Annotated in this window: 23 protein-coding genes and 1 pseudogene; 5 read left to right on the top strand and 19 right to left on the bottom strand. The window is 37.7% G+C overall.

Annotated features, from left to right (window positions below; all coding sequences use genetic code 11):
* Positions 1-130: 130 nt before the first annotated feature.
* Complete coding sequence (locus tag AB986_RS15410; RefSeq protein WP_048312137.1) at positions 131-1,171, bottom strand: serine hydrolase domain-containing protein; 1,041 nt, start codon at positions 1,169-1,171, stop codon at positions 131-133.
* 219 nt (positions 1,172-1,390) lie between these two features.
* Between AB986_RS15410 and AB986_RS15405 the strand changes: the two genes are divergently transcribed.
* Positions 1,391-3,046 (top strand): M4 family metallopeptidase, encoded by a 1,656-nt coding sequence (locus AB986_RS15405; protein WP_048312136.1) that lies wholly within the window; start codon positions 1,391-1,393, stop codon positions 3,044-3,046.
* Positions 3,047-3,112: 66 nt separating this feature from the next.
* Here AB986_RS15405 and AB986_RS15400 read toward each other — a convergent pair whose 3' ends face one another.
* The 14 genes and pseudogenes from AB986_RS15400 to AB986_RS15350 all read right to left on the bottom strand — a co-directional run bounded on the left by AB986_RS15400 (position 3,113) and on the right by AB986_RS15350 (position 15,101).
* Positions 3,113-5,137 carry a right-handed parallel beta-helix repeat-containing protein gene (locus tag AB986_RS15400; RefSeq protein WP_048312134.1) on the bottom strand — a complete coding sequence of 675 codons (2,025 nt, stop codon included), beginning with the start codon at positions 5,135-5,137 and terminating at the stop codon, positions 3,113-3,115.
* Between the two features lie 177 nt (positions 5,138-5,314).
* On the bottom strand, positions 5,315-5,542 hold the full coding sequence (locus tag AB986_RS21855; RefSeq protein ID WP_269082708.1) for a hypothetical protein: 228 nt from the start codon (positions 5,540-5,542) through the stop codon (positions 5,315-5,317).
* 70 nt (positions 5,543-5,612) lie between these two features.
* A pseudogene (locus AB986_RS22750) lies at positions 5,613-5,828 on the bottom strand (dimethylsulfone monooxygenase SfnG); the annotation flags it as partial.
* Between the two features lie 36 nt (positions 5,829-5,864).
* Positions 5,865-5,996, bottom strand: coding sequence for a hypothetical protein (locus AB986_RS22870; protein WP_269082703.1), 132 nt, complete (start codon positions 5,994-5,996; stop codon positions 5,865-5,867).
* Positions 5,997-6,084: 88 nt separating this feature from the next.
* On the bottom strand, positions 6,085-7,239 hold the full coding sequence (locus AB986_RS15395; protein WP_048312132.1) for a mandelate racemase/muconate lactonizing enzyme family protein: 1,155 nt from the start codon (positions 7,237-7,239) through the stop codon (positions 6,085-6,087).
* A 73-nt stretch (positions 7,240-7,312) separates the two neighbouring features.
* Positions 7,313-8,314, bottom strand: coding sequence for a 2-dehydro-3-deoxygalactonokinase (locus AB986_RS15390; RefSeq protein ID WP_048312130.1), 1,002 nt, complete (start codon positions 8,312-8,314; stop codon positions 7,313-7,315).
* A 5-nt stretch (positions 8,315-8,319) separates the two neighbouring features.
* Complete coding sequence (locus AB986_RS15385; RefSeq protein WP_048312128.1) at positions 8,320-8,997, bottom strand: RraA family protein; 678 nt, start codon at positions 8,995-8,997, stop codon at positions 8,320-8,322.
* Positions 8,981-9,664: a bifunctional 4-hydroxy-2-oxoglutarate aldolase/2-dehydro-3-deoxy-phosphogluconate aldolase gene (locus tag AB986_RS15380; protein ID WP_048312126.1), complete on the bottom strand. Its 684-nt coding sequence runs from the start codon at positions 9,662-9,664 to the stop codon at positions 8,981-8,983. The genes AB986_RS15385 and AB986_RS15380 overlap by 17 nt, the downstream gene beginning before the upstream one ends.
* Complete coding sequence (locus AB986_RS15375) at positions 9,657-10,664, bottom strand: C-terminal binding protein (protein WP_048312125.1); 1,008 nt, start codon at positions 10,662-10,664, stop codon at positions 9,657-9,659. The genes AB986_RS15380 and AB986_RS15375 overlap by 8 nt, the downstream gene beginning before the upstream one ends.
* A 22-nt stretch (positions 10,665-10,686) precedes the next feature.
* Positions 10,687-11,973 (bottom strand): TRAP transporter large permease, encoded by a 1,287-nt coding sequence (locus AB986_RS15370; RefSeq protein WP_048312123.1) that lies wholly within the window; start codon positions 11,971-11,973, stop codon positions 10,687-10,689.
* A gap of 15 nt (positions 11,974-11,988) precedes the next feature.
* Positions 11,989-12,468 carry a TRAP transporter small permease gene (locus AB986_RS15365; RefSeq protein ID WP_048312122.1) on the bottom strand — a complete coding sequence of 160 codons (480 nt, stop codon included), beginning with the start codon at positions 12,466-12,468 and terminating at the stop codon, positions 11,989-11,991.
* Positions 12,469-12,537: 69 nt separating this feature from the next.
* Complete coding sequence (locus AB986_RS15360) at positions 12,538-13,560, bottom strand: TRAP transporter substrate-binding protein (protein ID WP_048312121.1); 1,023 nt, start codon at positions 13,558-13,560, stop codon at positions 12,538-12,540.
* Positions 13,561-13,621: 61 nt separating this feature from the next.
* Complete coding sequence (locus AB986_RS15355; protein WP_048312119.1) at positions 13,622-14,293, bottom strand: FadR/GntR family transcriptional regulator; 672 nt, start codon at positions 14,291-14,293, stop codon at positions 13,622-13,624.
* Between the two features lie 313 nt (positions 14,294-14,606).
* Positions 14,607-15,101: a lactoylglutathione lyase family protein gene (locus tag AB986_RS15350; RefSeq protein ID WP_048312118.1), complete on the bottom strand. Its 495-nt coding sequence runs from the start codon at positions 15,099-15,101 to the stop codon at positions 14,607-14,609.
* A 130-nt stretch (positions 15,102-15,231) separates the two neighbouring features.
* On the opposite strand from AB986_RS15350, the gene AB986_RS15345 reads away from it, so the two are divergent.
* Complete coding sequence (locus AB986_RS15345; protein ID WP_048312117.1) at positions 15,232-15,561, top strand: winged helix-turn-helix transcriptional regulator; 330 nt, start codon at positions 15,232-15,234, stop codon at positions 15,559-15,561.
* A gap of 91 nt (positions 15,562-15,652) precedes the next feature.
* Here AB986_RS15345 and AB986_RS15340 read toward each other — a convergent pair whose 3' ends face one another.
* Positions 15,653-18,856 (bottom strand): DEAD/DEAH box helicase, encoded by a 3,204-nt coding sequence (locus tag AB986_RS15340; RefSeq protein WP_048312115.1) that lies wholly within the window; start codon positions 18,854-18,856, stop codon positions 15,653-15,655.
* A 209-nt stretch (positions 18,857-19,065) separates the two neighbouring features.
* On the opposite strand from AB986_RS15340, the gene AB986_RS22455 reads away from it, so the two are divergent.
* The 3 genes from AB986_RS22455 (at position 19,066) to AB986_RS15330 (ending at position 21,361) form a co-directional block, all read left to right on the top strand.
* Entirely contained in the window at positions 19,066-19,224 is a 159-nt protein-coding gene (locus tag AB986_RS22455; protein ID WP_161797391.1) for a hypothetical protein, read from the top strand.
* 176 nt (positions 19,225-19,400) lie between these two features.
* On the top strand, positions 19,401-19,817 hold the full coding sequence (locus AB986_RS15335) for a cytochrome-c oxidase (RefSeq protein WP_048312113.1): 417 nt from the start codon (positions 19,401-19,403) through the stop codon (positions 19,815-19,817).
* A 152-nt stretch (positions 19,818-19,969) separates the two neighbouring features.
* Positions 19,970-21,361, top strand: coding sequence for a trypsin-like peptidase domain-containing protein (locus AB986_RS15330; protein ID WP_048312111.1), 1,392 nt, complete (start codon positions 19,970-19,972; stop codon positions 21,359-21,361).
* A gap of 113 nt (positions 21,362-21,474) precedes the next feature.
* On the opposite strand, the gene AB986_RS15325 is transcribed toward AB986_RS15330, so the two are convergent.
* The 3 genes from AB986_RS15325 to AB986_RS15315 form a co-directional block, all read right to left on the bottom strand.
* The gene (locus tag AB986_RS15325) at positions 21,475-23,154 is read right to left on the bottom strand and encodes an acyl-CoA dehydrogenase family protein (RefSeq protein WP_048312109.1); all 1,680 of its coding nucleotides are present in this window, start codon (positions 23,152-23,154) and stop codon (positions 21,475-21,477) included.
* A 4-nt stretch (positions 23,155-23,158) separates the two neighbouring features.
* Positions 23,159-23,536: a MerR family transcriptional regulator gene (locus AB986_RS15320; protein WP_048312108.1), complete on the bottom strand. Its 378-nt coding sequence runs from the start codon at positions 23,534-23,536 to the stop codon at positions 23,159-23,161.
* A 270-nt stretch (positions 23,537-23,806) separates the two neighbouring features.
* Positions 23,807-24,400, bottom strand: coding sequence for a TetR/AcrR family transcriptional regulator (locus tag AB986_RS15315; RefSeq protein ID WP_053216213.1), 594 nt, complete (start codon positions 24,398-24,400; stop codon positions 23,807-23,809).
* Positions 24,401-24,609: the final 209 nt, after the last annotated feature.

The following is a 24,609-nucleotide window of genomic DNA, read 5'->3' as shown; positions in this document are numbered from 1 at the left end:
AACTATCAATTAGATTTTATTGTGATACATCTTATCAAAGTTTAGCATAGAAAGCTTCATGAAACAGTAGAAGGATATGGATTTGCAATATAAAAGCACCTATTCAAGATTCTGAATAGATGCTCCTGCATTACTTTACCTTATCAGATAATAATTCCAATTGTGATTCTACTTCTTTCATCACATCAAATGCCCCTTCACTACAATTAGAAGGAATCGCAACCGTAACATTTGACTGAGGGTAATAAGCTGAGTGGAAACAAACACCAGGATCATATCCCATTACATGGAACTTCACAATACGATCATTCCTACGGTTGATCCAGACCCCGTAGCCGTACTCTACACCCTCTTTCACACTAACGTGTGGGTGTAAGAACAACCTGGTATTCTCTTTATTTAATAGATGATACGAAAATAATCCATTCCAAAATCTAACCATTTCAGGAGCAGTCACATACGCACCGCCGTCTGCCCCCCCAATAATTGGGATAGAGTACGTATTTGTTCGAAAAGATCCATCCTCTTCATCTATATAGCCAATAGCTGTACGACGTGGAAGGCAATCTAATGAAAAGTAACCAGAATCAGTCATTCCACAACGCTCAAATATATGCTTTTCTACATATTTTTGAAATGTCATTCCAGACTGCTGCTCAACGATTAACCCTAATAATATGTAGCCCGCATTATTGTAATGAAACGTTTCTCCTGGGGTATCAAGCATTTTGTTCTCTTGAAAAAGTGGTAGGAAGTCTTTAAGCCGTTTTAAAAGGTACATCGGCGTTTCTTTCCATAGATCTTCAAAATCATCCATCACATCTTCATCGAAATAATCCGGTATACCTGACGTATGTGTTAAAAGGTGATGGACGGTAATAGCTTCATGAAAGTTTGGAAAAGAAACATCCAAGCAATCACTTAGTTTAGTCGTATAGGAAAGAACATTTCTCTCAACTAATTGAGCGATTGCTATAGCGGTAAAGATTTTGCAACCTGAAGCGATTCCAAATCGGGTGTCCACACTATTAACGATCTGTTCTGCTCGATTGGCATACCCAGATGCCGCTTCAATGAGAAGTTTATCTTCTTTTTTTACAAACGCCGCTCCCGAAAATGTAGATTTCTTCATGAATTCCTCGATTGATTTCTTAAGATTATGATCAGACATATAAAATCTCCATTCTATTAGATGAATAATAAAGCTTAGTACTTCTTCTCTTCTAGCTAATCTATCAATTCCCTTCTATAACGTCTATTAGATCCATCAACGCAGTACTATAGGCTTATTTTTCCATTATTTTATATTTTAAGATAATTACAAATACTCATGAACTACGACTATATCCCCGCTATAATTGTAAATAGATTACATTTAGGAGGGGTTTAGTTGAGAAGAAAAGTCTTTGCACCACTTGTTTTAACTACTGCACTACTATCTGCATCACTTCCATACAACAATGTACTAGCCGTACAGCCTGATCATCAAATTGAAAATCATGCTGTGAAGAAATGGAACGAGAACGCTAACGTTCCACTCTTTGTTAAGGAAAAGCATGCCAAGCGTCAATCTGCTACTTCAAATGATGCACTTAACTATCTTGAAGAGAATAAAGCTAAGATCAAAATAAAGAACCCGAAAGCTGAACTTAAAGTGGAAAAATCCGATAAAGATGAGCTTGGAATGACCCACGTTCGCTTTAATCAAACTAAAAATGATGTACCTGTTGAAGGTGCAGAAATCATTGTTCATTACAATGCAAACGATGAAATCACAGTTGTAAATGGTGCATACAACAATCAACTAGAGGAAAGCGATTTAGATACCACTCCAGCTGTAACATCAGAAAAAGCGATGGAAGCAGCAAAATCTTCCGTAAAGGCACCTAACGAGTTAGATCAGCTTCCAACTTCTAAGCTTGTTATTTATCCTTTCGAAGGACAAAATCACCTTGCCTACAAAGTAAATGTAAACTTTATAGGAAATGAGCCTGGTAACTGGTTCGTATTTGTAGACGCAGAGACAGGTAAAGTCATCGATAAGCACAACGCTATTATGGACGTCGATCAATACAAGACACAAAACGGATCTGGTACAGGTGTATTAGGCGATCATCGCCTTCTTCATATCTCAAAAAGCAAAGCTGAGAATGAAGGAACGACTTTCCAGTTAGCTGACTATAGTCATGAAGGTTTGGATGGAATCTTAACATACGACTATTCCAATAATAAGCTGGAATTGTTCTCAAATAAGAGTGCATCATTTAAGTCCGAATTCGACCGACCTGCCGTAGATGCTCACTATAATTCAGAACAGGTCTATGACTATTATTTAAACGAGCATGGTCGTAATTCTCTTGATAATAACGGGATGCCTATTCAATCGGTCGTACATTACGGCGATAACTACAACAACGCTTTCTGGAACGGAACATATATGGTTTATGGCGACGGTGATGGAGAATTCTTCATTCCACTATCAGCTAGCTTAGATGTAGCCGCACATGAAATGACACATGGAGTAACATCTAATTCAGCCAATCTGATTTATAAATTCCAATCCGGCGCACTGAATGAAGCATTCTCGGATATTTTCGGTGCTCTCATCGACGATTCTGACTGGGAAATTGGAGAAGATATTATGGCTCCTGCTGCTGTTGCGGATGGTAGAACATCATTAAGAAGCTTAAGTGATCCTAGTAAATATCCTGTTGGATCTAAATATGCTCCATATGGTAATGGTGAAGGGATGTATCCTTCTCATATGGATGAATTCTATGATTTGCCTGGTGATCTAGATAACGGAGGCGTTCATATTAACTCGTCTATCATTAATCATGCTGCTTATCTAACAGCTCAGGACATTGGACGTGAGAAGCTTGGGGATATCTATTACCGTGCGCTAACACACTATTTAACACCAACGTCTGACTTTAGTGATGCGCGCCAAGCGATCATTCAGTCTGCTGTTGATCTTTATGGTGAAGGAAGTTCAGAAGTTGAAGCCGCTACAGGTGGCCTTGATTCTGTAGGTATCACTGAATAAATCACTTTATATGAAAGAAAGCATGAAGACATAGTGTCTTCATGCTTTCTTTCATTGTCAATTTGCTCACCTGCAAATTTCTGGAGGATCACTTTTATAACAATCATTTTGGATAAAACTATTCTCCTTATTGTCTGCTTTCATATCATAAGGTGCGTTCTGAAATAGCTTATTTCTGAGTAGTAGATTATTACTTGCTTTATCTGTTAAGTAAATACCGTTACCTTGGTTAATTAAAATCTTGTTATTCTGGACATTGTTGTATTCAGTATGAATAAAGATCCCACCCTGTGAATGGGATTGTATTTGATTACCAGCGACTTGATTTCCTACACTATTTAAGGTTACTCCTCTTATGTTTGAAGAAACTCGATTGTTAATAACAGCACCAGAACCAATACCCTCTACCTCGTACATACCATTATTACCATTCTGACTCAACTCATTATTGTAAATAAAGTTAAAGCCAGCATGGTCTTCGATGCCATTTACCGCATTCGATTTGATACGATTTCGTGTAACGGTACTCCCAACCGTTGTGTTTCCTTCAAATTGAATTCCATTACCTCCGCTCGAGAAAATATCATTGTCAATAATCCAGTTATTCATTGCTTTTACTCTGATTCCATCTTCACGTGCATCGATGATTTTATTTCTCCACATTAAGGTTGAGAATGCTAATGACAACTCAATTCCATTGCCATCAGTAATATTCCTTATTCTATTTTCAACCATAGATATACCAATGCCTTTTACAAAGATCCCTGTTTGAACATAATTTCTAATAATAAACCCTTGTATAAGTAAGATATTCGCAGAAAGCTCAAAAGCAGTATTAAGCTTCCCTTTTCCATCAAGAATAACTTTATCTCCATTTGCAACGAGACGAATTCCAGATTTAGTAAGTGGAATAGAAACTTCTTCTTGGTAAAGTCCGTTGTTTACTAGGACCGTATCTCCAGGAGATGCCGCATTCACAGCTTCAGAAATGGTTGGAAAATCATCTGGAACTACGATCACACGAGCATTTTGAGAAGAATGATCCTTCGCGTTCTGAAGAATTGTATTGTTCGGATTCGTAATCACTAAATGATTGTCTTTATTCCCATGAAACAAGTTACGTAAAACGAGATTTCTAGTCGCTTTTTTCTTCATCACGAGACCGTTCTTGTTTTGAATGAGTTTATTTAGCTCGACCACATTAAGCTTACTCTCTACAAGAACACCCGATAAGTAGTTACTTGAAATTTGGTTATCTATTACTAAGTTTCCGGGGGTTTTAACGAAAACGCCATTTCCATTGTTCTTTTCAATCGTGTTAGTTAAAGACATTGAACCTCCTAGCTTAGTTGGTAAGTTAATACCTTCATTGCCATTCTGAACAATCTCATTCTTATATACGAGATTAAAACCTTCATCTTCTAATACGCCGCTCTCTTGATTACTATGAATTTTATTCTCAACAATGTGATTTCCAGATGTCTCTATACGTATGCCATTTTGTCCATTGTGACTAAATTCATTACCAACCACCCAGACGTTTTTAGATTGAAGATGTATTCCGTCCTTATAAGCATGAGAGACGTTATTCTTCCAAATTAAATTAGAGAATGTTCCCTGATCAAGTTGAATTCCGTGCCCCTTTGTAACATGAATGGTATTCTGAATAAGTTTCACTCCATATACCCCTGTCACTTCAATACCCGATTCTACATAGTCTCTGATTTGAATTCCGTTTAACTCGATATTATTTGCCATTAACGTAAATCCTGTATCTAGCTTTCCTTGTCCATTCAAAATAACACTCTTACCGTTCGCAATAATACGGAGAGATGATTTGGTAGAAGGAATAGAAATACTCTCATGATACATACCATTAGCTAGTAAAATCGTGTCACCAGCGGCTGCTTTACCTACTGCTTCTCCGATCGTTGGAAAATCTCTAGGTACATGGTAAACGCTTTTCTTGGTGATTTCTTCCTCCCGTTCTACTGCCTCATTCCTATTCGTAATAGAAACCAAATCTGAATGGTAAGCTTTAATGATGCTATTCCACTTTTCAAAAAGTTGCTTTAAACCTGAATATGCCATCTCCACACCCTCTTTAGAATATCCAATCATTTGTCTGATAAAAGAAAAAATGAAGAAAACCATAGTCTTCTTCATTACCAAGTGAATTGCTTATATCATATATATTACTGATGGGATGGAATGATTGGGTATTTACCTATCCTTTCGATTTATTAAAGAAAAGGAGACTGCCTACTGCTACGCTAAAGCATTAGAACAACCTCCACCCCCTATTAAGTATCCTTTTAATTGATCTAGTGTCGAAATAAATTGAAGCAATAAATCGCTAGAATTCTTCAAATCGTTTAAATCGACGACTTCATGTGGCGTATGAGTGTATCGTGACGGAATAGACAGAGCCCCTGTTGCTACACCTTCTCCAGTCATTAGTACATCATTTGTATCACTTGTTGGTGTAGTATCAATCGCTATGGCATAATCAGGCCGTTAACATAGTCCAGGTGTACTACTGACTGATCTAAAATGTTTATGTTACCGCGGCTAAAGTAGACGCAAGAAGCTGATTCTCATCCCCATAACTTGCAAAAAAACGTGTTTGTAATAATTCGAGATCATAACCCGCTTTTTTTGCATACTTAGCGTATCGCTTGTTAGCTTCAAAGGTCCAATCTGTTTTCTGTGGATGCTACGAAACAACAATTCCACTGCTAACATTAGGTACCCAATAAACAAATTCCAAACTCTTCCACATACGAAACCGTCCCCCTTCGTAAGTAGACGGACATTCTCAGCTCATGATAAAGTAACTGTAATGAGCTGGTGTGTCCGTAATTGTCGCGTGTCTCATCGTTGATCGTCCCTTGAGAAGAGGTGTTGCAGCAGCTCTTCTTGCTTGCTTTTCAACAAGAATATCAATCAAAAAAGCCCCTTCTGCTCTCACGGAGCAAGAAGGGGCTTTATTACGATATAGAAATACTCTCGTATCTTAATAAGCACCTACAGCCATTCTATATCGTCACAAGCTTTCCTTTATTCTCAACAAAACTTCTATTGATTTTTATTCCTAGTCCTGAACCTTGAGGTACATCTACCCAACCATTTTTATGCTCAATCGGTTGTTCAACTAATTCAGTGCGAAATGGATGCATAGAAGTATCATATTCAAAAACTGGTTGTTGAGCAAATAGAGAATGGTTGGAAACAGGAGTGGCTGCAAGAAGATGTAATGACGCATATTGCCCAATAGCAGTTCCCCAAACATGTGGATTCACTTCTACTCCATATGCATACGCCAGAGCCATTATATGTTTACAAGCTGTAAACCCACCAACTAGACAAACATCAGGTTGAGCTATATCAATTGCATTATTCTCTAATAAATTTTTAAATCCGAAAACTGTATATTCAGCTTCACCACCAGCTATAGGAATTGACAGTTTTCTCTTTACTTCTTGATATGCTCGAATACTCTCAGGAACCACAGGTTCTTCAAACCATCTTAGGTCCATTTTTTCTAGTGATAAACCTAATCTCACTGCATCAACTGCACTATAGGCATGATTTGCATCGATCATTAAAGTAATTTTATCACCAATTGCGTTTCTCACTCCATTGATTACATCTAAATCATCTTGTATGCCAAATCCAATCTTAACTTTCATAAGATCAAAGCCGTCTGAAGCATGTTTCATTGCTTCATTTGCCATTTCCTTCGCTTCACCTTGTCCTTTGGTTCGGAAAAACCCAGTTGCATAAGCTTGTATCTTCTCTCGAAATGCACCACCTAACAATTTATATATAGGCTGATTTGTTACCTTACCATGGATGTCCCATAGTGCGATATCAATAGCACTAATCGCTCCAATGACTACTCCCTTTCTTCCATAGTCACGTGTATGATGATACATTTTATGCCATAGAACCTCTGTATTAGTTGGATCCTCTCCCATCAGCAATGGTTTGAAAGTTGATTCAATAATAGAGGCTGCAATTTCAGGGGTCTGCAATCCAACCGAAAACGTCTCTCCCCATCCACTTAATCCTAAATCTGTCACAACTTCCACTACTGTCGTTGAACGGTGGGTAACCCACCCTTGAGAATAGGCAAAAGGTTGTTGAAGTTGATTACTAAGAATATAGGTTTTAATATCAATGATTTTCAAAATACTACATCCTTTTCAATTAGGTATTTTCACTCTAGTAGATTCACTCAATTCAAATAACAAAACGAAAATATTAATCCCTGATATTAAAGTCTTCTCTGTTCACCAAACAAATGGAGCCATATCCTGCAAGATCCTTTAAATCATCATTTTCCACTTTCTCTATTTCAGTGAAATAATCATCATGATAAAGTAATGTTGTAAAAGCATCACGCAGGATTTCTTTCCCCGCAACAACAACTTTTGTATTCCTATTGACAGATAGTGTACTACTATTTTTAATAGCAACTAGATCAGTTGCGAGAACTGCACCCAATAAAAAATTTGCCATTTCATTCGTGGTAGAATCTGTAGATTGGTCTAATATTCTAATAGTAAATAATGTTCGATTCAGTCCCGTTCGCATACATTGCTCAAAGCCTTTGACAGCAAACCTCTTATTAAATTGCTCTACAAAAGACTTTCGTACAGAATTTGCTATAATTGTATTATGAGTAATTACTGAGATCATTTCACCAGCTAGAGAAGTACAACAACCAGTAATTTCATTTTCTTCATTAATAGAGACGAATTTGGAATGCGAGCCTGGAAGTATAATCAACGCCGGTCCTTGAAGGTTTATTCGATTAATTAAACCAACCGTTTCAACTTCTTCTCCTCGCATAACATCCATTTCTTCACAATTTTCAATCGATATGTCTTTCACATTATTTTTAATACCAGGAATAAACCATATATCTTTTTCTATAATTTCAGAGACTCTCTTTCTCATAATACCTTGAGTAAGATCTTCGCTCGTGACGGGAGTAATTAAGTGAGGAACTTCAACAATCCCTAAATTAGATGTAATCATACCTGAAGCCAAAATATAGTCTATCTCTTCCAACAGTACGCCTGTTTCTTGCATGACTTCCTGTATTACTTCTTTAACGGCTGCTTTTAATCGACTATTATTCCCATCAACAGCAGTATTCTTCACACCAATTTCTCTTTTTCTAGTATTAATAACCTTTCCACTTTGCCATAAGGTTGCTCTGGTGTTAGTGGTTCCAGAATCTAATGTAATGGTATACATAGTTCTTAAATACGTCCAAATTTATTTAACAATTCTTCTACAGTTGCTCCATTCAATATCTCTTCACGTGTAGCAATTTCTTTATCAGCTTGTTCACGAGCAATAGGATAAACTTCTTCTAACTCTTCATAAGGAACAACTGAGACACCAATCTCATCTGCAACAATAAGATCTCCTGGATTCACAATAATTCCTCCGCATGAAACTGGAACATTAATAGAAATTGGTTCTTTGCGCCCTGAGTATGCGGTATGGGCTGCTCGTGGTCCTGATACTTTCGCAGTTATTGGAAATCCTAACATAGTAGATTCATCAGTATCTCGACAACTTCCATCAATAACTGCTCCAACAACACCCGCATTCCTAGCCAGTCCAGACATCAAACCTCCCCAGATCGACGTCTCAGTTTCTCCAAAAGCATCAATAACAATTACATCTCCAGGCTGGGCAAGTTCAAATACCTCCAGGCAATCTACTATATCGCCTGCTGTTAATTTAACTGTAATAGCTGGCCCAATAATTTTTTTATTTGCTGCTTTTGGTTTCATATCATGACGCATTACGTTACTTCGCTCCATTGCATCTCCAACGACACAAGATAAAGATAAAACATCTTCCATTTCACGAAAAGGTGCGATACGTTTCTCATCAATTGCTGGTCTAGTATTAATTACTTTTTTCATATGTGTTCCCTCCAAATTGATAAATATTAGAATTGAATAATTTTGCTACTTCTGTAATTTTCCTATAATCATTTTTTTCAATTGCGTGTGCTAGTACTAAACTTCCACCAACGCCCACCCCAGTTATACCAGTATTTAAATACCTTTGAATGTTAGTTGGTGAAATTCCACCAACCGCAAGAAAAGCGAGATGATTTAGTGGACCCATAAAAGCCTTTATAAAATCGTGACCTAATTCTCCAGCCGGAAACAGCTTAATGTAATCAGCACCATGACGATCTGCAATCACAGCTTCTGTCGGTGTTAAAGCTCCAGGTATCGATATCTTTCCAAGTTCAATCGTTTTTTCAATAACTTTTTCATCAACATTCGGAGAGATGATAAATTCAGCACCAGCTTTGACGGCTTCTACTACTTCTTCAGGTGTCAGTACAGTACCCGCACCTACTTGAACATCCTCACCAAACGCTTCCTTAATTCCCCTAATCTTATCCGATGTATTTGTTATATAGTTGGAATGATTATGGTCAAATGTAACTTCTAGAAGAGAAACTCCCCCTTCAATAAGCGCCTCTACTGTAGGAATGATTTTGTCTTCAGAAACATTTCTCAAGATAGCAATCATTTTCTTTTCTGAAATAAGCGATTTTATATCCTCTTTACGCATTTTGCAAATTCGCCTTTTTTTTAGGCATGACGATGTTGGGTGGACTCTGACCGAGTAAAACTGCTTTAACATTCTCTGCTGCCGTTCGCCTTGCTTCATTTAATGAAGACTGAGATATATAAGCAGAGTGTGGCGTTATAATGCAATTTTCAAGTTTAAACAACGGGTTCATTTCCGGACTCCATCCATCTACCTTGGCTGGCTCTTCTTCTGTATCATCTAAACCAGCTGCAGCTATCTTTCCTTCTTTTAATGCTTTATACAAAGCCTTGTTATCTACTACTTTACCTCGTGCACAATTAATTAGAATGGCGTCATTTTTCATTATTTCCAAAGCTTCTTCATTAATTAAGTGATGGGTTTGAGGAGTATACGGGCACATAACATCTACTACATGTGAACGTTTAAGTAGTTCCTCTAACGTTACTTTTTGGACCCCAAACGTAGCCATATAACTTTCAGAAACATATGGATCGTAAACGAGTATTTCAAATCCAAAAGGCAAAAGTTTTCTAGCAATGTTTTGAGCAATCCGACCAAATCCAATTAAACCAAATGACATTTCTCTCATTCGATGAACTGGCGAGTTCCAATCATTCCAATGCCATTTCCCCTCGTGGGTTGCCTTATTATAAGCAGGGATAGACCGTATTAAAGTAAATGCCATTGAAATTGAATGATCTGCTACTTCATCAATACAATAATCTGATACGTTTGTGACAATCATTCCATTTTCATATGCAGCTTCCACATCTAGAATATCTACTCCTATTCCATAGCGAGCGATCACTTTACATTTATTCAACTGTTCAATCGTCTCCCTAGAAATTTTGGCGTATTGTTGAATAATGGCATCCGCATCCTTAGCCATTTCAGCCAGATTAATACCGGTTTTGCATTGCAGTCCAATTACCTCAGCTCCAATTGGTTCTAATACTTCTTTTTCAATACTAAGGTCTGAATAGTCATAATCGCTTACATATACTTTGTAATTTGGCATCTTTTTCTCTCCAATTCTTTTTTTACTTTCCTATCAATAGATCTGGCAAATAAAGTGATATTGAAGGTACATAGGAAATAAGTAATAACAGAACAATCATTATCACAAAATATGGTAGTATCGCTCTCGATAATTTTTCAATCGAGAGACCGCTAATACCACTGGCCACAAATAGGTTAACCCCCAGTGGAGGAGTACAAAATCCGATGGCCAAATTAACCGTTAAGATGACACCAAATAGAACTGGATCTATACCTAATTGCATAACTACTGGTAACAAAATAGGAGTTAAGATAATAATGGAAGCAATTGTTTCCATAAACATACCGACAAATAACAAGAATATGTTAATTAACAATAGGATTATGATCGGGTTATCTGATATGTTTGTTAAGAAGTTTGCTAGATTAGTAGGTACTTGTTCTAACGCTAGAATACGACCAAAAGTTGATGCAAACACGACTAACGAAAGAACTGTCCCAGTCGTTAAAGCGGACTTTGCAAACACATTAGGAATATCTCTAATTTTCAAGTCTCGATAAATAAAAATTCCAACAATAAGTGAATAGAATACAGCTACCGCAGCAGCTTCTGTAGGTGAAAATATTCCTCCATATATCCCGCCAAGGATAATCACTGGTGCCAACAATGCCCAAAAAGCTTTTTTGAACGTGTGAACAGTAGTTGTTAACGATAGGGCTCCTGATACGGTAACGAATCCTGATTTGATATATAGAATATAAGCTGTCATCATGAAACCAACCGCAAACAATAGTCCAGGTATCACTCCAGCAATAAATAACGCACTAACGGATTGCTCCGCTGATATTCCATACATAATAAATGGAATACTTGGTGGTATCATAACGCCGATCATCCCTGAAGCAGCCGTTAAAGATGTGCTATACTCCTTCGAATATTCTCGTTTTTCCATTTCTGGAATCATGTTCGAGCCTATAGCTGCAACAGTAGCAGGTGAAGACCCTGAAATAGCAGCAAAAAATGTAGAAGCTAGGACATTCACATAAGCTAACCCTCCCCTGAAATGACCTACCAATGAATCAACAAAAGCTATTATTCTTTTCGAAAGCCCTCCAGAATACATTAAATCTCCAGCTAAAATGAATAGAGGTACCGCAAGTAAAGGATAAGAGTTTATGGATGTTACAATAGATCGTGCTTGAAACATTAGCGTCGTTGTATCGAACAACATAATAACGATAACGGAGCTCATACCTAACGAAATCGCTATAGGTACACCAATCGCAATTAGAAAGAACAATAAACCAAATAATAAAAGCGCTTCCATCTTTCCCCTCCTCTACTACTCACTTCTCAATGATCGTATGTCTTCGAATGTATTTTGAACAATTCTAACTGTAGATAGCGCAGCTCCTAATGGAGCAGAAAAATAGAATAGCCACATTGGGTATTTGAGCAGCAAAGAAGTCTTGTTTTGTACAGAAGGTTCACTCATCCAATCGATTCCAACCTTAATCAATAGGCAAAAGAATAAAATAATCATAATGCTTACGATTACTTCTAAGATTTTTCGCCACTTTACTGGCAAGAACTCTGTAAGTGCAGTTACTCTAATATGTTTTCTTTCTTTAAAAGCGTAACTAATCCCAATCCAAACGAAGAATACAAAAATAGTTAAAACAGCTTCTGAAGCCCAGGCTATTGCACTTTGAGTAATGTACAACATTAAAACATTTAATATCATCAGAAAACTAAACAACATGAAGAGAACAATGGACAAAAACCGTTCTATATTCTCATTAAGCCAGTTAAGCGTTGCCACGTCTTTTCTTCACCTCTCTCTATATAACAAATAAATTTATTTACCTGCTATATAAATAGCTTAAGTGTTTTATTTTGTACTGTTTTTTATGCTTTCAATAAATTTATCGAATTCCTCAGATCCCAATTCATCCCGATAATGATCAAGTGTAGGTTGAGCAGCCTTTATAAACGCTTGCTTCTCTGAATCATTCAATTCAATAACCTCTGTAGGAAACTCGGTATTATTTTTAATTTCTTTCAGCTGTTCACTTTCTTCATCCGCAATCAATTGCAACTGGTACTCCTGTGCAGCTTGATACGCTGAATCAATTTTTTGCTGTTCCTCTTCGTCTAAACTGTTCCAAAAATCAATATTCATAACTGGAACATATGTTGTGTATACATGACCAGTCAAACTTAAGTAAGATTGAACTTCGTAGAATTTTTGAGAATAAATATGAGCAACTGGATTTTCCTGACCATCAAAACGTCCTGTGCTGAGATTGTTATACAATTCTGCAAAAGGTGCTCCTTCTGCTGTTGCTCCAAGATCATTCCACAAATATACATGTGCCGGAACTTCCATAGTTCTTAGTTTTAGTCCATTTAAATCTTCTGGTTTTCTAATTGGTAACTTACTATTTGTAATATGTCTTAATCCATTTTCAAGATATCCCATACCATACAAACCATCATCTTCTAGTTCAGTTAATTGCGCCTGTCCCCATTCACCCGAAAGCGTACTCAATGCAGCTTCTCTAGTAGGAAACACATATGGTAGTTCAATTAAAGCCATACTAGGCGCCTCATCTGTTAAGAAAGATGAAGGTGGAGTAGCAATCGTTAAATCACCTGTCTTTACGTTTTCAATCATCTCAGCATCATTTCCAAACTGAGATGATGGATAAATTTCAACTTCAAAGTCTCCTTCTTCTTCTAAGACTTCCTCAAATTTCAACCAAGCTCGATTCATGTGATATGATTCGCTTGCTCCATGACCAACTTTGATTGTTTTTACTTCATCTGCTGATGAAGATGACCCTTCGCTTCCACAAGCAGTTAAAGAAAATGCTACCAGTAATAAAAATAATGAGCTAAGATAATTTTTCATTTTAACCCTCCACGTATTATTTTTTATTTAATAAGTAGTAAATACTTTCATTTCACTTTTCTCACTCAACAAGGTTTTCTAGAGCTTCTTCCAAATGTCTCACCATGAGCAAGGAAGCCATTTCCGTATCTCCTTTCTCAATAGCCTTTAGTATTTGCTCGTGATAATGAAGTGCGATATCTGGACCAACATCATGATAAAGTTGCTTCATGTTGTATTTTAAAATGCTCTGTAGAATTTCATTGATACTTATCACAATTGGATTTTTCGTTCCAATCGCAATCTCTTGATGAAAATAAAAATCATATAGATAGTATTTTTCGGGATTGTCATAATTAAGTTTCATGTCTTCATAGTGATTTTTTAACTTGTTAATTTCTTCTTGACCACAATTCTTCATAAACATCTTTATATTGCCATATTCAAACTGAATTCTAAATTCGAGAATATCTTTCACATCGTTCTCACTTAGCGTAATAATTGGCACTAAATTTTTCAGTAACATAGAGGGCTTGATTTCGTTGACTACCGTTCCTGAACCACGTTTCTTTTCTAGAATTCCCAAAGCTACTAGTTTTTCCAATGCATGGCGTACTGAAATCCTGCTAACATTAAGATCAGAAGCTAACTGGATTTCGGATGTAATCCTCGTTTTTGATTTCCATTCATTTGAAACAATTTTCTCCATGATGTATTCATATACTTTTTCAGTTGCACTATTTTCTTGACTCATACGGTCCTCCTTGTACTACAAATTAATTTCTGAATATTATTTGTATTACAAATTGTTATGTTTAACAACATACTAACACCCTATTAAAGCGTTTTCAATCCTTTTTAAAGGAAATTTTAATACATATTTATTTTGTTTTAAAAAACCTGTACTACAACTCAGGTGTTTTACAGTATTCTAGAAAAAACTTTTTTCCAAAGATTGAAGAATTTTATTCGTAATATATTGATTTCAACGAAAAAAAACGCTTAGTTTAAAAACTAAGCGTTTTATCATATGGTTGGTTTGATTAAACTTTTAAAACCTAATATTTTTAATAAGCACCTTCAGAATAAGTTAACTCGTAGCTATGCGTATAGATCTCAAAAATGTTACCAAATGGATCCTCTACATAAACCATTTTAAATGGCTTTTCATCAGGATAGTATTCACGGATTGGCATACGCTGCTTTCCGCCATGCTGCTTGATTTTCTCTACGATGCCTTCAATATCAGGGTCCTGGATACAGAAGTGGAAGATTCCAGTTTTCCAGTATTCAAAGTTGTTTTCTGGCTTTTCGTTTTCAGGGAACTCAAACAATTCTACCCCAATTTTATCTCCTGTTGATATGTGGGCAATTCTAAATGAATCCCAATCGTTCCCAAAGACGTCACGGCACATTTGACCAATCGGAGTATCATCATTTTTAACTTCAGATGGCTCCATCAAAACATACCAACCAAATACATCCGTATAGAATTTAACCGCTTCTTCTAAATTTGGAACGGACAGTCCAATATGAGAAAAACTTCTTGGATATGTTAACATAGTTTTGAACTCCTCCTTGATTATTACTATCTTCTAACACAGCTTCATTATACTTAGAATTATTAGACCATGTAAGAACGCACTTTTTTGTGCGATACTATCCAAAAGGTAAGTAAGGAGTCGAACCAATATGAATTCTCCTGTAGATGAGAACGGTAAACTGAAATGTTCAATCGAATATACGCTGAAGAAAATCGGAGGTAAATGGAAGACGGTTATTTTATGGCATTTAGGAGTTGAAGGAACGCTTAGATATAGTGAATTGCGCAAATTACTTCCCGGCGTAACTCACAAAGTAATGACTCAACAGCTAAAAGAAATGGAAGAGGATGGTTTCATTAATCGCACCCAATACGACACCATTCCACCAAAGGTAGAATACAGTATGACCGAAAGAGGGAAAACCTTGATGCCTATACTCGAGCAGATGCATTTATGGGGAACAGAAAATCAAATATGAAAAAAAGTACCTGTCCTCACTGCGGACAGGTCTTTTACATAACCAACCAGTCACTACTACAACCCAAAATAGTCCCTTAAAATCTTTATATTCATTCCATCAATATCTCACGGATATCCTCTTCTGTTAGGGTTGTTGATGCTTGTTCTTCTGAATCAATAATGTCTGCAATCAGCTCTCTTTTTTTGTCTTGGAGCTCATTCATTTTTTCCTCAATGGTTCCACGCGCAACGAGCTTAATCACGTTCACAACCTTCTCCTGTCCAATTCGATGCGTGCGATCCGCTGCTTGCTCTTCAACTGCCGGATTCCACCAAAGATCATACAGAATGACCGTATCTGCACCTGTTAAGTTAAGTCCAGTCCCTCCAGCTTTTAAAGAAATGAGAAACAACTCTCTCTCACCTTCATTGAATCGATTGCAGATTTCCACTCGCTTCTCTGCGGCCGTTTCACCGTCAAGGTAGAAATACGGTTGACCTTGCATTGCTAACTCTTTTCCGATCAGCTTAAGCATTTTTGTGAATTGGGAGAAGATCAAGACTCTTCTACCCGTACGTCTTGATTCATCTAGAATGTGTAGCAGCTGTTGGAATTTCGCTGAGCTTCCTTGATAACCATCTACAAACAATGAAGGATGACAACAAATTTGTCTTAATCGTGTTATTCCAGCTAGGATTTTAATACGATTCTTTCGAATGGTGTTTCTGTCGAGGTGCTTTAACGTATCCGTTCGTAACTTCGCTAAATAAGCTGCATAGAGCTTCTTTTGTTCAGGTAAAAGCTCGGTTAACTCAAGCGACTCCATTTTTTTAGGAAGCTCAGCAAGTACATCCTCTTTCATTCGACGAAGCAAGAAAGGTCGAACTCTTCTGGCAATCGTTTTCCTTGTAAGGTGGCTGTATTCTCTTAAGCCCTGGAAGAGCTGCGGGAAAACAACATGAAAAATGGACCAGAGTTCTTCAATGGCATTCTCAACTGGTGTCCCTGTAAGTCCAAACCGATGATCAGCTTGAATCTTTTTAACAGTACGAGCTGTTTGGGTCGCAGGATTTTTGAAGGCTTGAGCTTCATCAAAAAACACTGTGTGGAACGATTGATTCTCATACCATTTACTATCTCGACGAAGCAGTGGATACGACGTAATCATCACATCCATTGCTTCGCTATTCTGTATTAGATTTTCTCGTTTCGATTGATTTCCATCTATGACAATCGCTTTCAAATTCGGAGCAAACTTTTTCATTTCATTTAGCCAGTTATACGTAAGAGATGACGGGCAGACGATGAGAACTGGTTTCTTCTGCTCTCGAATAGATGAAAGTTCTGAAACAATATACGTGATGCTTTGCAGTGTTTTACCAAGCCCCATATCATCTGCTAGTACACCACCAAATCCATAACTAGCGAGGGTTTTCATCCACTTGTATCCTTGTTTTTGATAATCACGCAGGATAGGGTCTAATTCCGCTGGCACTTCAAAATCTAACTTACCTGGATGAAGTAGATGATCAAGAAACTGTCGAAACGACTTCTCAGCCGTGAACACCTCGCTATCATCAATGGAACTAAGAAGATGGAGACTTTTTGAAACTGGTAAATTCCACTTTGCTTCAAAATTCTCATCTTGAATCGGTACAGTAGTTAAAAATCGGTGAATTTCTTCCATTTCCGTCGTCTCGAGCGACAGGAGAGACCCGTTTCGAAGACGATAATATTTCCTTTTCTCTTCCAATGCCACTAAAATGTCACGAATTTGATTGTCAGAAATACCGTCCATTTCAAATTTGAATTCCAACCAATTTGTTCGTTCTCTTTTCTTATGTTTGACCCTTATAGCGGGGTGAGTCTCTTTTCTCACAAGGCGATTTCGAATAGCTGTCGTCGCATACAGTTGAACCAATTTCTGAAGCTTTGGAACAACATGATAGAGAAATTCATACTCAAGTGCTTCATTCTGCATATAATATCCGCCATCCGTCTTCGAGAACCCACTTTCATCCAAAAGCTCCAGGATCTCCTGTTCTTTTGCAATATCTCTTATTATCATTGGACCGGTGGGAACATCTCTGCTTTCAAGCGGTTGAATCACGACTCCTTCATAATGAAACTCAAGTCCAGCAAGGAGACGGTTTCGTAAGCGATCGAGATACAACCTTGCCTTAAGAGGTGTTTTGAAGAATCGCTGATTTACCGCCCTCGATAGTTCAACATGTCCAATCTTTTTCAGATCAGGAACAATTTTTTGGAGAAAATAAGTAATATCCTTACTAGGAATCGGTATGTGATTCGTATCAAGAAATGGAAGCATTTGCTTGAGTTCGAATAATCGATCACAGTCTTCTCCATCCAATTGGAAGACTTGACCGTCGCATAGAACCGAACGATATGAGTTCAAAACAAGCATACCCTCAAAGCCTTTGACCGTTAATTGGAAGTTATCCTGACTCGTCTCATCCAATAGAAACTGGATAGGCGGTGCCCCCTCCACAACTCGTAAGTGATCGAAAAGGCGTTCATTATACTCTAGCTTCGCAGATGAATCTATAAGCAAAGGAACAAGCCTCTTCCAAGAGGATGGGGGAATAATTAGAGTTTGATTCGTGCCTTTATAACCGGTTGTATGCGACATCGATTCTAGTAATGATTCTTCATCATGTACCACACGAATGAGATGCTGAATGATCGCATCTGTCTTCGTTGAAAAGCAATGAAGATCAGGATCATATGTAAATTCAGAAGATAGTCTAATCGGTTCTCCTTCATTAACACCAAGAAGAAAGTCTCGAATATGAAGTACATTGGTGCTTTTAAGTGCTACTTCAAGTCCAAGCATATACTGTCCGTTTCCTACAGATAATGCTTTACATGTAAACGAAATATCCAGTACAGCTCGTTTTTCGAAATAGCGATGATGGCCACTCGCTTGAGTCGGTTTGTCATTGAAAATCGTCATGAACCCTTTTGTAAGATCTCCGCCATTCGTTTGCTGCAATCGACTATTCGTTCCTTTTTGTTCATGATCATAAATCGCTAATAGAACAGCAGCAATATGCTGACAATCCTTTTGAAAATTAGCTAATGAAGGACAGCTACATTCCCCCCGAAAACCCCCATTTCTATCTTTCACAATAGATACGTGAAACTCTTCCGTTCCAAAAACTGTAGCGTCACAAGAGTTCTCATTGTATTCATCAAATTTCACTTTATCCGAACGATAATAAGCTTCCCCTCTTTTGAAGGAAAGGGTACCGCACATTTCTTTAATGATTTTGTTGTTTACTTTTATATCCATGTACTCCGTTCCTTCTATTCCGTATTAAGGCGAGCGTATTCATCTTTTCGCACTAGTCTTTTCACATTTTACCATATGTTGCTCTGGTCAATCGAAAAACACTGGGTTAATGCTATAAGAATACGGAGCGTAAATTTTTTATCAGTCCACGTATAATTTTAGCGAAAATCACCAAACATTAAAGTACTTGGAGCATAGAATAAGTAATAATGAAATTGGAGATGATCGTTGTGTGGGTGATCACGGTAATTGGAGACAACGGTGTTCGTACCACGTTAGATGTTTGCTTCAGCACGTTTGATGAAGCTGCATCGTATGCTGAAAAAGCTCAGTTTCCCTCGTTTACGATTAAAGTTGCAGCTAGATAGAATCACCGGACATTTCCAGGCTGATTCAATAACAACTCTCACAAGATGGACTTGGGATGACTGCCAGGTCTTTTTTTATGCTTAATAACAAAAACACCTGCTAAGACCGTCATATTCATTGATATTGCTCAATATACTTAAACGTTCTAGAAAAAATATAAAGAGGGGGATACACTATGAAAGTTGGGATTCTATTTCTAAAATTGGCAGCTCTTTATTTTCTAATCGGAGTTAGTATGGGGTTATTGATGGAAATTATAAAAGACCACAGTTTGTCTGGTGCACACGCTCATATTAACCTGTTAGGATGGGCATCCATGGGCATGTTCGGAATCATATATCTTCTATTCCCAAAAGCTTCCGAAACGCTGTTAGCAAAACTTCATTTTTGGCTTTATAACATTTCACTACCCTTATTTATGATTGGGTTATCTTTCTTTCTAGTAGGCAATACTTCGCTAATGTTTCTTCTAATTATATTCCCTAACATACTCGTATTGAGTGTCATTCTGTTCGTGATCAATATCTTCTTGAATGTAAAAGGAGAAGATGTAAGTCCCTTCTTAAAGCAAGGGCAGAATACATCTGTATAAAAACGTAAAATAGCATGACATCCAAGAGATTGGAGTCATGCTCTTATTTTGATTCTCAACAAAGTTATTTTCCATATTATTCTTTTTTAGATGCCCTTCACACTTAGGAATGAGGTATAATGACCTAAAGGATTATAAGAGGAGGGTTTCATATGTTCTGTCCAAATTGCGGGACAAAAAACATAGAAAATGCACTGTTCTGCATCCAATGTGGTCACTCTTATACAAGTAAACAGAAGAACAACCGATGGTGGTTGGCCGGTATCATTTTTACCTTTCTCCTGATGAGCGGAGGATTATTTTATTTTATCGTTCTTGATAAAGAACAAATTGGTGAAACTGCCGTTACAGAAACACTTCCTATTCAAGTTGAAAGTGACGCTGACTCTACTAAATCGGAAGAACAATCAAAAGTTGAAAAAGATAGGAAAACAAACACTTCTGCAAATGCTGAACAGAAAAAGAATACAACCGACCAGAAAGCACCTCCCGCTTCTACATTCACTCAAAAAGATAAGAAAGAAATTATACAAGATGCACAATCCAAAGTGTATACAATCCGAACAACAGATGGTCAAGGTTCTGGGTTTTTGTTTCAGAAAAATGGTACTGTTGTGACGAATGCCCATGTTGTGGCAGGCTACATTGATGTTCTTGTGAAAGACCAAAACGGCCAAGAAATGAACGGGAAGGTTATTGGCATATCAAATCAATATGATGTTGCGCTAATTGAAATCAAGGATCTAGCGGGAACAACTCCTTTAGCACTGGAAATGAATGTATCAGACATTGGTACAGAAGTTATAGCACTCGGAAGCCCCCAAGGGTTGGAGAATACAGCATCCATTGGATACCTAACGGGTCTCGATCGATCAGTTGTTTCAGAATTCCAATACGAAAATGTGTATCAAATTGATGCCCAAGTCTCACCTGGAAGCAGTGGAGGACCGTTGTTGGATGGGAAAACAGGAAAAGTGATCGGTATCAATTCAGCCTTGTTAATTAGCGATGACTCGATTGCATTCTCAATACCAATGTACACGATGGCTGATCTCTTAACTAGTTGGTCGACGTCACCGATGACTGAGAATGAAGTAGCTAGCACATTTGATTTTTATGATGAATATGACTACGATGATGGTTTAGAAGGTGACTATTCCGAAGAAGAAGCTTATGATATTGCGTATGATGAAGCGAGTTTATCTGACTTTATCCTCAATTTCCGAGGAGACTATGAAGTCGCATTGCAAAATGAGGACTTTAGTTATATTGAAGATATGCTGCTAGATGACAGCCAGGTCTATTATGAAATGGCTGACTACATTGATGAAATAACCGGTCAGGGAATGGTCTTCGACTTCACCTCAAATGAAGTAACGAATATTGACATCCAAGCAGATTATGCCATTGTCAGCACCTTCGAGGTTTTTGACTTTATGAACGCTGCAGGTGAATGGAGCGTGTACGAACGGATTAAAGATTATGTTATCGTGATTGATGAAGATGGCTATTATAAGATTACGAATATAGAGATCTACCAATAAAATCTGGCTCTCGATCCTTTGAAATCACAAAACTTCACCCTTCGTAGTAATAAGGTGAGGTTCTTTATTGTTGGCTATGTTAGCTCATATTGTTGATTAACATAGCCTTATTGTTAATTCCTTTGTAATTCTGAAGACACTGGCGTTTTCTCTACGATAAGTTCATAGTGTTTTAAGGCAAGCTCACTAAGCAAGTAAGGGTCACTTTGCAAGGTATGTTCAATAAAGATACGAGAGATAGCTTGTTTCCTTTCACCATACTGAGCCGCATCCTTTAGCGCAATCGTAGACTCAAAGATATTCGTTAACCATTTTGTCATCCGCTTCGAATGATAGGTTTGCATCGACTGATTCATCTGAGAAATCTGATTGATACGGGCATGAGCTGAATCGATGGCTTTCATTACTTTTGTTTTCTCTAGAGCTAGGTTTTCAGGTAGATTGTCTAATTCCCTTTTCATTCTTGCGAAAAATAAATGGTGCACTTCATACTTATGAATTAAACGAAGCACTTCAAGTCCTAGTATATTTGCTGTTCCTTCCCACACGGTTAATACTTGAGCATCCCGAAGTAAGCGTGGTGTTACAAAATCTTCTATATAGCCATTTCCCCCATGCATTTCAATTGCCTCATGTGAAAAGTGAACAGCCTGTTCTGCCGTTTCTTTTTTCACTAATGCAATAAGTAGTCGATTTAACGCCTGCTCTTCTTCGCTACTTTGACCGCTTGCTACTTTTTCAAAAAGGGCAATGCTTGAGAACAGGGCGCTCATTTCAACTTCATGCTTTACTTTCATATTCACGAGCGATTCTCGTATCATCGGGAAGTCTTTTAGCTTTTGCTTAAAAGCGCCACGTTCATAAGCATAGCTTTTCGCTTCCAGGTACGCTCGCTGCATAATACCGACTGAAGCAACAGCATTGCAAAGGCGAGATAGATTTAACGCTTCTGCCATGTAAGAGAAACCTTTTGATGCATCTCCAACAAGGTATGCTTTCGAACCTTCAAGCAAAACCTCAGCGGAAGGAACAGCCTTTACGCCTAATTTGTCTTTTAACCTTCTAATGGAAAGATTGTTGTTAGATCCATCATCCTTTTTCCATGGCACTAAGAACAAGCTAAGCCCCTTAGTACCTTGCTTTTGATCATCAATTCGAGCGAGGACCATCGCAACACCACATGCCCCTGCATTACTCGCAAAATATTTCTCACCAGTTAAAAGGTAGTTCTCTCCTTCTTTCACAGCACGTGTTTCATTCGCACCTACATCAGAGCCTCCCTGGCGTTCGGTTAAGAAGGTCGCTCCTTCATAAAGCTCGACATCTCCAGTTGCAAGCACATGAGGGAGAAATTTCTCCTTCAACTTTTCATCAGCATAGTGATCAATTAAGTAAGCTGTTGCCATCGTCAAGGTTACTGGGCAATAGAAGCCAGGTTCTGATTGCGAAAGAAGATACCCTTGTGCAAACGAGTAAATGTAGTTTCCCTTATGCCCCAAAGCTGGTATCTCTTTATGAACATAGCCAACAATTCCTCGATCGTATGTCTGTTTAACCGTTTTAAGATAGCCTTCATTTTTCCAGACGAACGAAATATCATTGCCCATCTTGTCATACTTCAACAGTTTCGGCTGTCCCTCTCGATCGGTATGACGAGCGCGATCATCTATCTCATTTGCACATAACGCTCCGTATTCCACCAGTTCTTCCTCAGCCCATTGAAAGAAGCCGGGCTCAAGATAAGCTTTTAATAGAGTAGCTAAATTCGGATCCTCGGTATAAAAGTTTCTCATTGTTTCACTTCCCCTCTTTTAATTTCGCCTCAAAACTCTCAAGATACCACTTCATGTCTTCTCGAAGTTGGTTCAGCTCCTTAATCTTATTTTCTACCTCAAGAAGCTTCTCTTTCCCGTATTCAATCGTTCTCTTCAGCTGTCGCTCCCCTGTTCGATCTTGATCGAACAGTTGAATCATCTCTTTGATTTCTTCAAGCTGGAAGCCAAAGTTCTTCCCTCTAAAAATAAGCTCAAGTCGCGTTCTTTCTTTTCTTGCATATTCTCTCTGTCCATTTTCTTTTCGTACAGGCGAAAGTAATCCAAGTTCTTCATAATAGCGAATCGTCCGCGTACTTACCTTAAAGAGGCTAGCGATTTCAGATATTGTGTATTCCTCCAATGGAATCACCTCTTATGACTGAATTTTCTGATGTTTCAAGCATACCATTGACGTTAACGTTAAGTGCAAACATTTTTTCATATAAAAAACCACCGTTCTCCATTACTGGATAAAACGGCGGCTTTTGTAAGGATTGGGACGTTCACGCGATTCATAACCCATTATTTTACTGTTCATTTAACAATGACTTAACCCGGTCAATAATCCAGATTCATTTTCTTTCTATACTAATATGTAATCAGTAGAACCGTCCCCCACATGAATACATTTCTAACACCCCTGAATGCCTCTCCAGAAAATACGCCAGGCGTTTTGAAGTCGCTCCTCATGTACCACTTCAGAATAATAAAAAAGCTGTTCAAATGTGCCATCTAGTAAGCATATATAAGCATCAATTGCCTCACTTTGATCTGCCTGGATATCTCCTCTTCGCTTTCCTTCTTTTACAATCTCAATCAATACATCCGTTAATGCTTTCTCTGATTTAATAAACTGTTCATTAAGTGTATCTTTCAATACTAGCGGTGGGAAAAGCATAAATCTCTTGAATAGAAGACCTAGATCTTCATTTTCAAGATAAGTTGTATGATCTTTTAACAAGCAATATAACTTCTGCTCCGTTCTCATATTGCGATACTTATGTGCTTGCCTTTCTAGAAAATCCCGATAATCTCGATTCACTTTTTGAAGAATAGAGAGAAAGAGATCTTCTTTACTATCAAAATGGGCATATAAGGAGGGTTTTTTAATTCCGACACTTTTAGCAATTTTACTTAATGATGTCCCTTCAAAACCTTTTCTCGCAAACAATGGTAGAGCTGCTCGTTCGATTCGTTCAATCATAGGAAATGTTGTAGATGACATGTATGATCACTCCTTACGTACCTCAGACTAATGAGCTCATTTGTTACCTACTAGATTTCATCACTATCTTAAAAAGGCTCTATTTTCAACAATCTCCGAAACGCCTTGAACCGTTCCGTATACAATTAATCTATATACCTTCTAACGACTTCTTCTTTTCTTCATTTGTTTCATAATCAAGAACTAATGCCAATTCCATTTATAGTATC

Source organism: Guptibacillus hwajinpoensis, assembly GCF_001039475.1.
Classification (GTDB): domain Bacteria; phylum Bacillota; class Bacilli; order Bacillales; family Guptibacillaceae; genus Guptibacillus; species Guptibacillus hwajinpoensis.
The sequence above is the reverse complement of the archived record's forward strand: the minus strand, read 5'-3'. Positions and strand labels throughout refer to the sequence as shown.

What these genes read in the sequence shown, in the direction of transcription:
- AB986_RS15380 (WP_048312126.1), bottom strand. Translation starts at nt 9,664, where the DNA reads ATGCGTAAAGAGGATATAAAATCGCTTATTTCAGAAAAGAAAATGATT.
- AB986_RS15410 (WP_048312137.1), bottom strand. Translation starts at nt 1,171, where the DNA reads ATGTCTGATCATAATCTTAAGAAATCAATCGAGGAATTCATGAAGAAA.
- AB986_RS15375 (WP_048312125.1), bottom strand. Translation starts at nt 10,664, where the DNA reads ATGCCAAATTACAAAGTATATGTAAGCGATTATGACTATTCAGACCTT.
- AB986_RS15315 (WP_053216213.1), bottom strand. Translation starts at nt 24,400, where the DNA reads ATGTCATCTACAACATTTCCTATGATTGAACGAATCGAACGAGCAGCT.
- AB986_RS15355 (WP_048312119.1), bottom strand. Translation starts at nt 14,293, where the DNA reads ATGAGTCAAGAAAATAGTGCAACTGAAAAAGTATATGAATACATCATG.
- AB986_RS15390 (WP_048312130.1), bottom strand. Translation starts at nt 8,314, where the DNA reads ATGTATACCATTACATTAGATTCTGGAACCACTAACACCAGAGCAACC.
- AB986_RS15360 (WP_048312121.1), bottom strand. Translation starts at nt 13,560, where the DNA reads ATGAAAAATTATCTTAGCTCATTATTTTTATTACTGGTAGCATTTTCT.
- AB986_RS15350 (WP_048312118.1), bottom strand. Translation starts at nt 15,101, where the DNA reads ATGTTAACATATCCAAGAAGTTTTTCTCATATTGGACTGTCCGTTCCA.
- AB986_RS22455 (WP_161797391.1), top strand. Translation starts at nt 19,066, where the DNA reads ATGAAATTGGAGATGATCGTTGTGTGGGTGATCACGGTAATTGGAGAC.
- AB986_RS15340 (WP_048312115.1), bottom strand. Translation starts at nt 18,856, where the DNA reads ATGGATATAAAAGTAAACAACAAAATCATTAAAGAAATGTGCGGTACC.
- AB986_RS15400 (WP_048312134.1), bottom strand. Translation starts at nt 5,137, where the DNA reads ATGGCATATTCAGGTTTAAAGCAACTTTTTGAAAAGTGGAATAGCATC.
- AB986_RS15335 (WP_048312113.1), top strand. Translation starts at nt 19,401, where the DNA reads ATGAAAGTTGGGATTCTATTTCTAAAATTGGCAGCTCTTTATTTTCTA.
- AB986_RS15385 (WP_048312128.1), bottom strand. Translation starts at nt 8,997, where the DNA reads ATGAAAAAAGTAATTAATACTAGACCAGCAATTGATGAGAAACGTATC.
- AB986_RS15345 (WP_048312117.1), top strand. Translation starts at nt 15,232, where the DNA reads ATGAATTCTCCTGTAGATGAGAACGGTAAACTGAAATGTTCAATCGAA.
- AB986_RS15370 (WP_048312123.1), bottom strand. Translation starts at nt 11,973, where the DNA reads ATGGAAGCGCTTTTATTATTTGGTTTATTGTTCTTTCTAATTGCGATT.
- AB986_RS15330 (WP_048312111.1), top strand. Translation starts at nt 19,970, where the DNA reads ATGTTCTGTCCAAATTGCGGGACAAAAAACATAGAAAATGCACTGTTC.
- AB986_RS15325 (WP_048312109.1), bottom strand. Translation starts at nt 23,154, where the DNA reads ATGAGAAACTTTTATACCGAGGATCCGAATTTAGCTACTCTATTAAAA.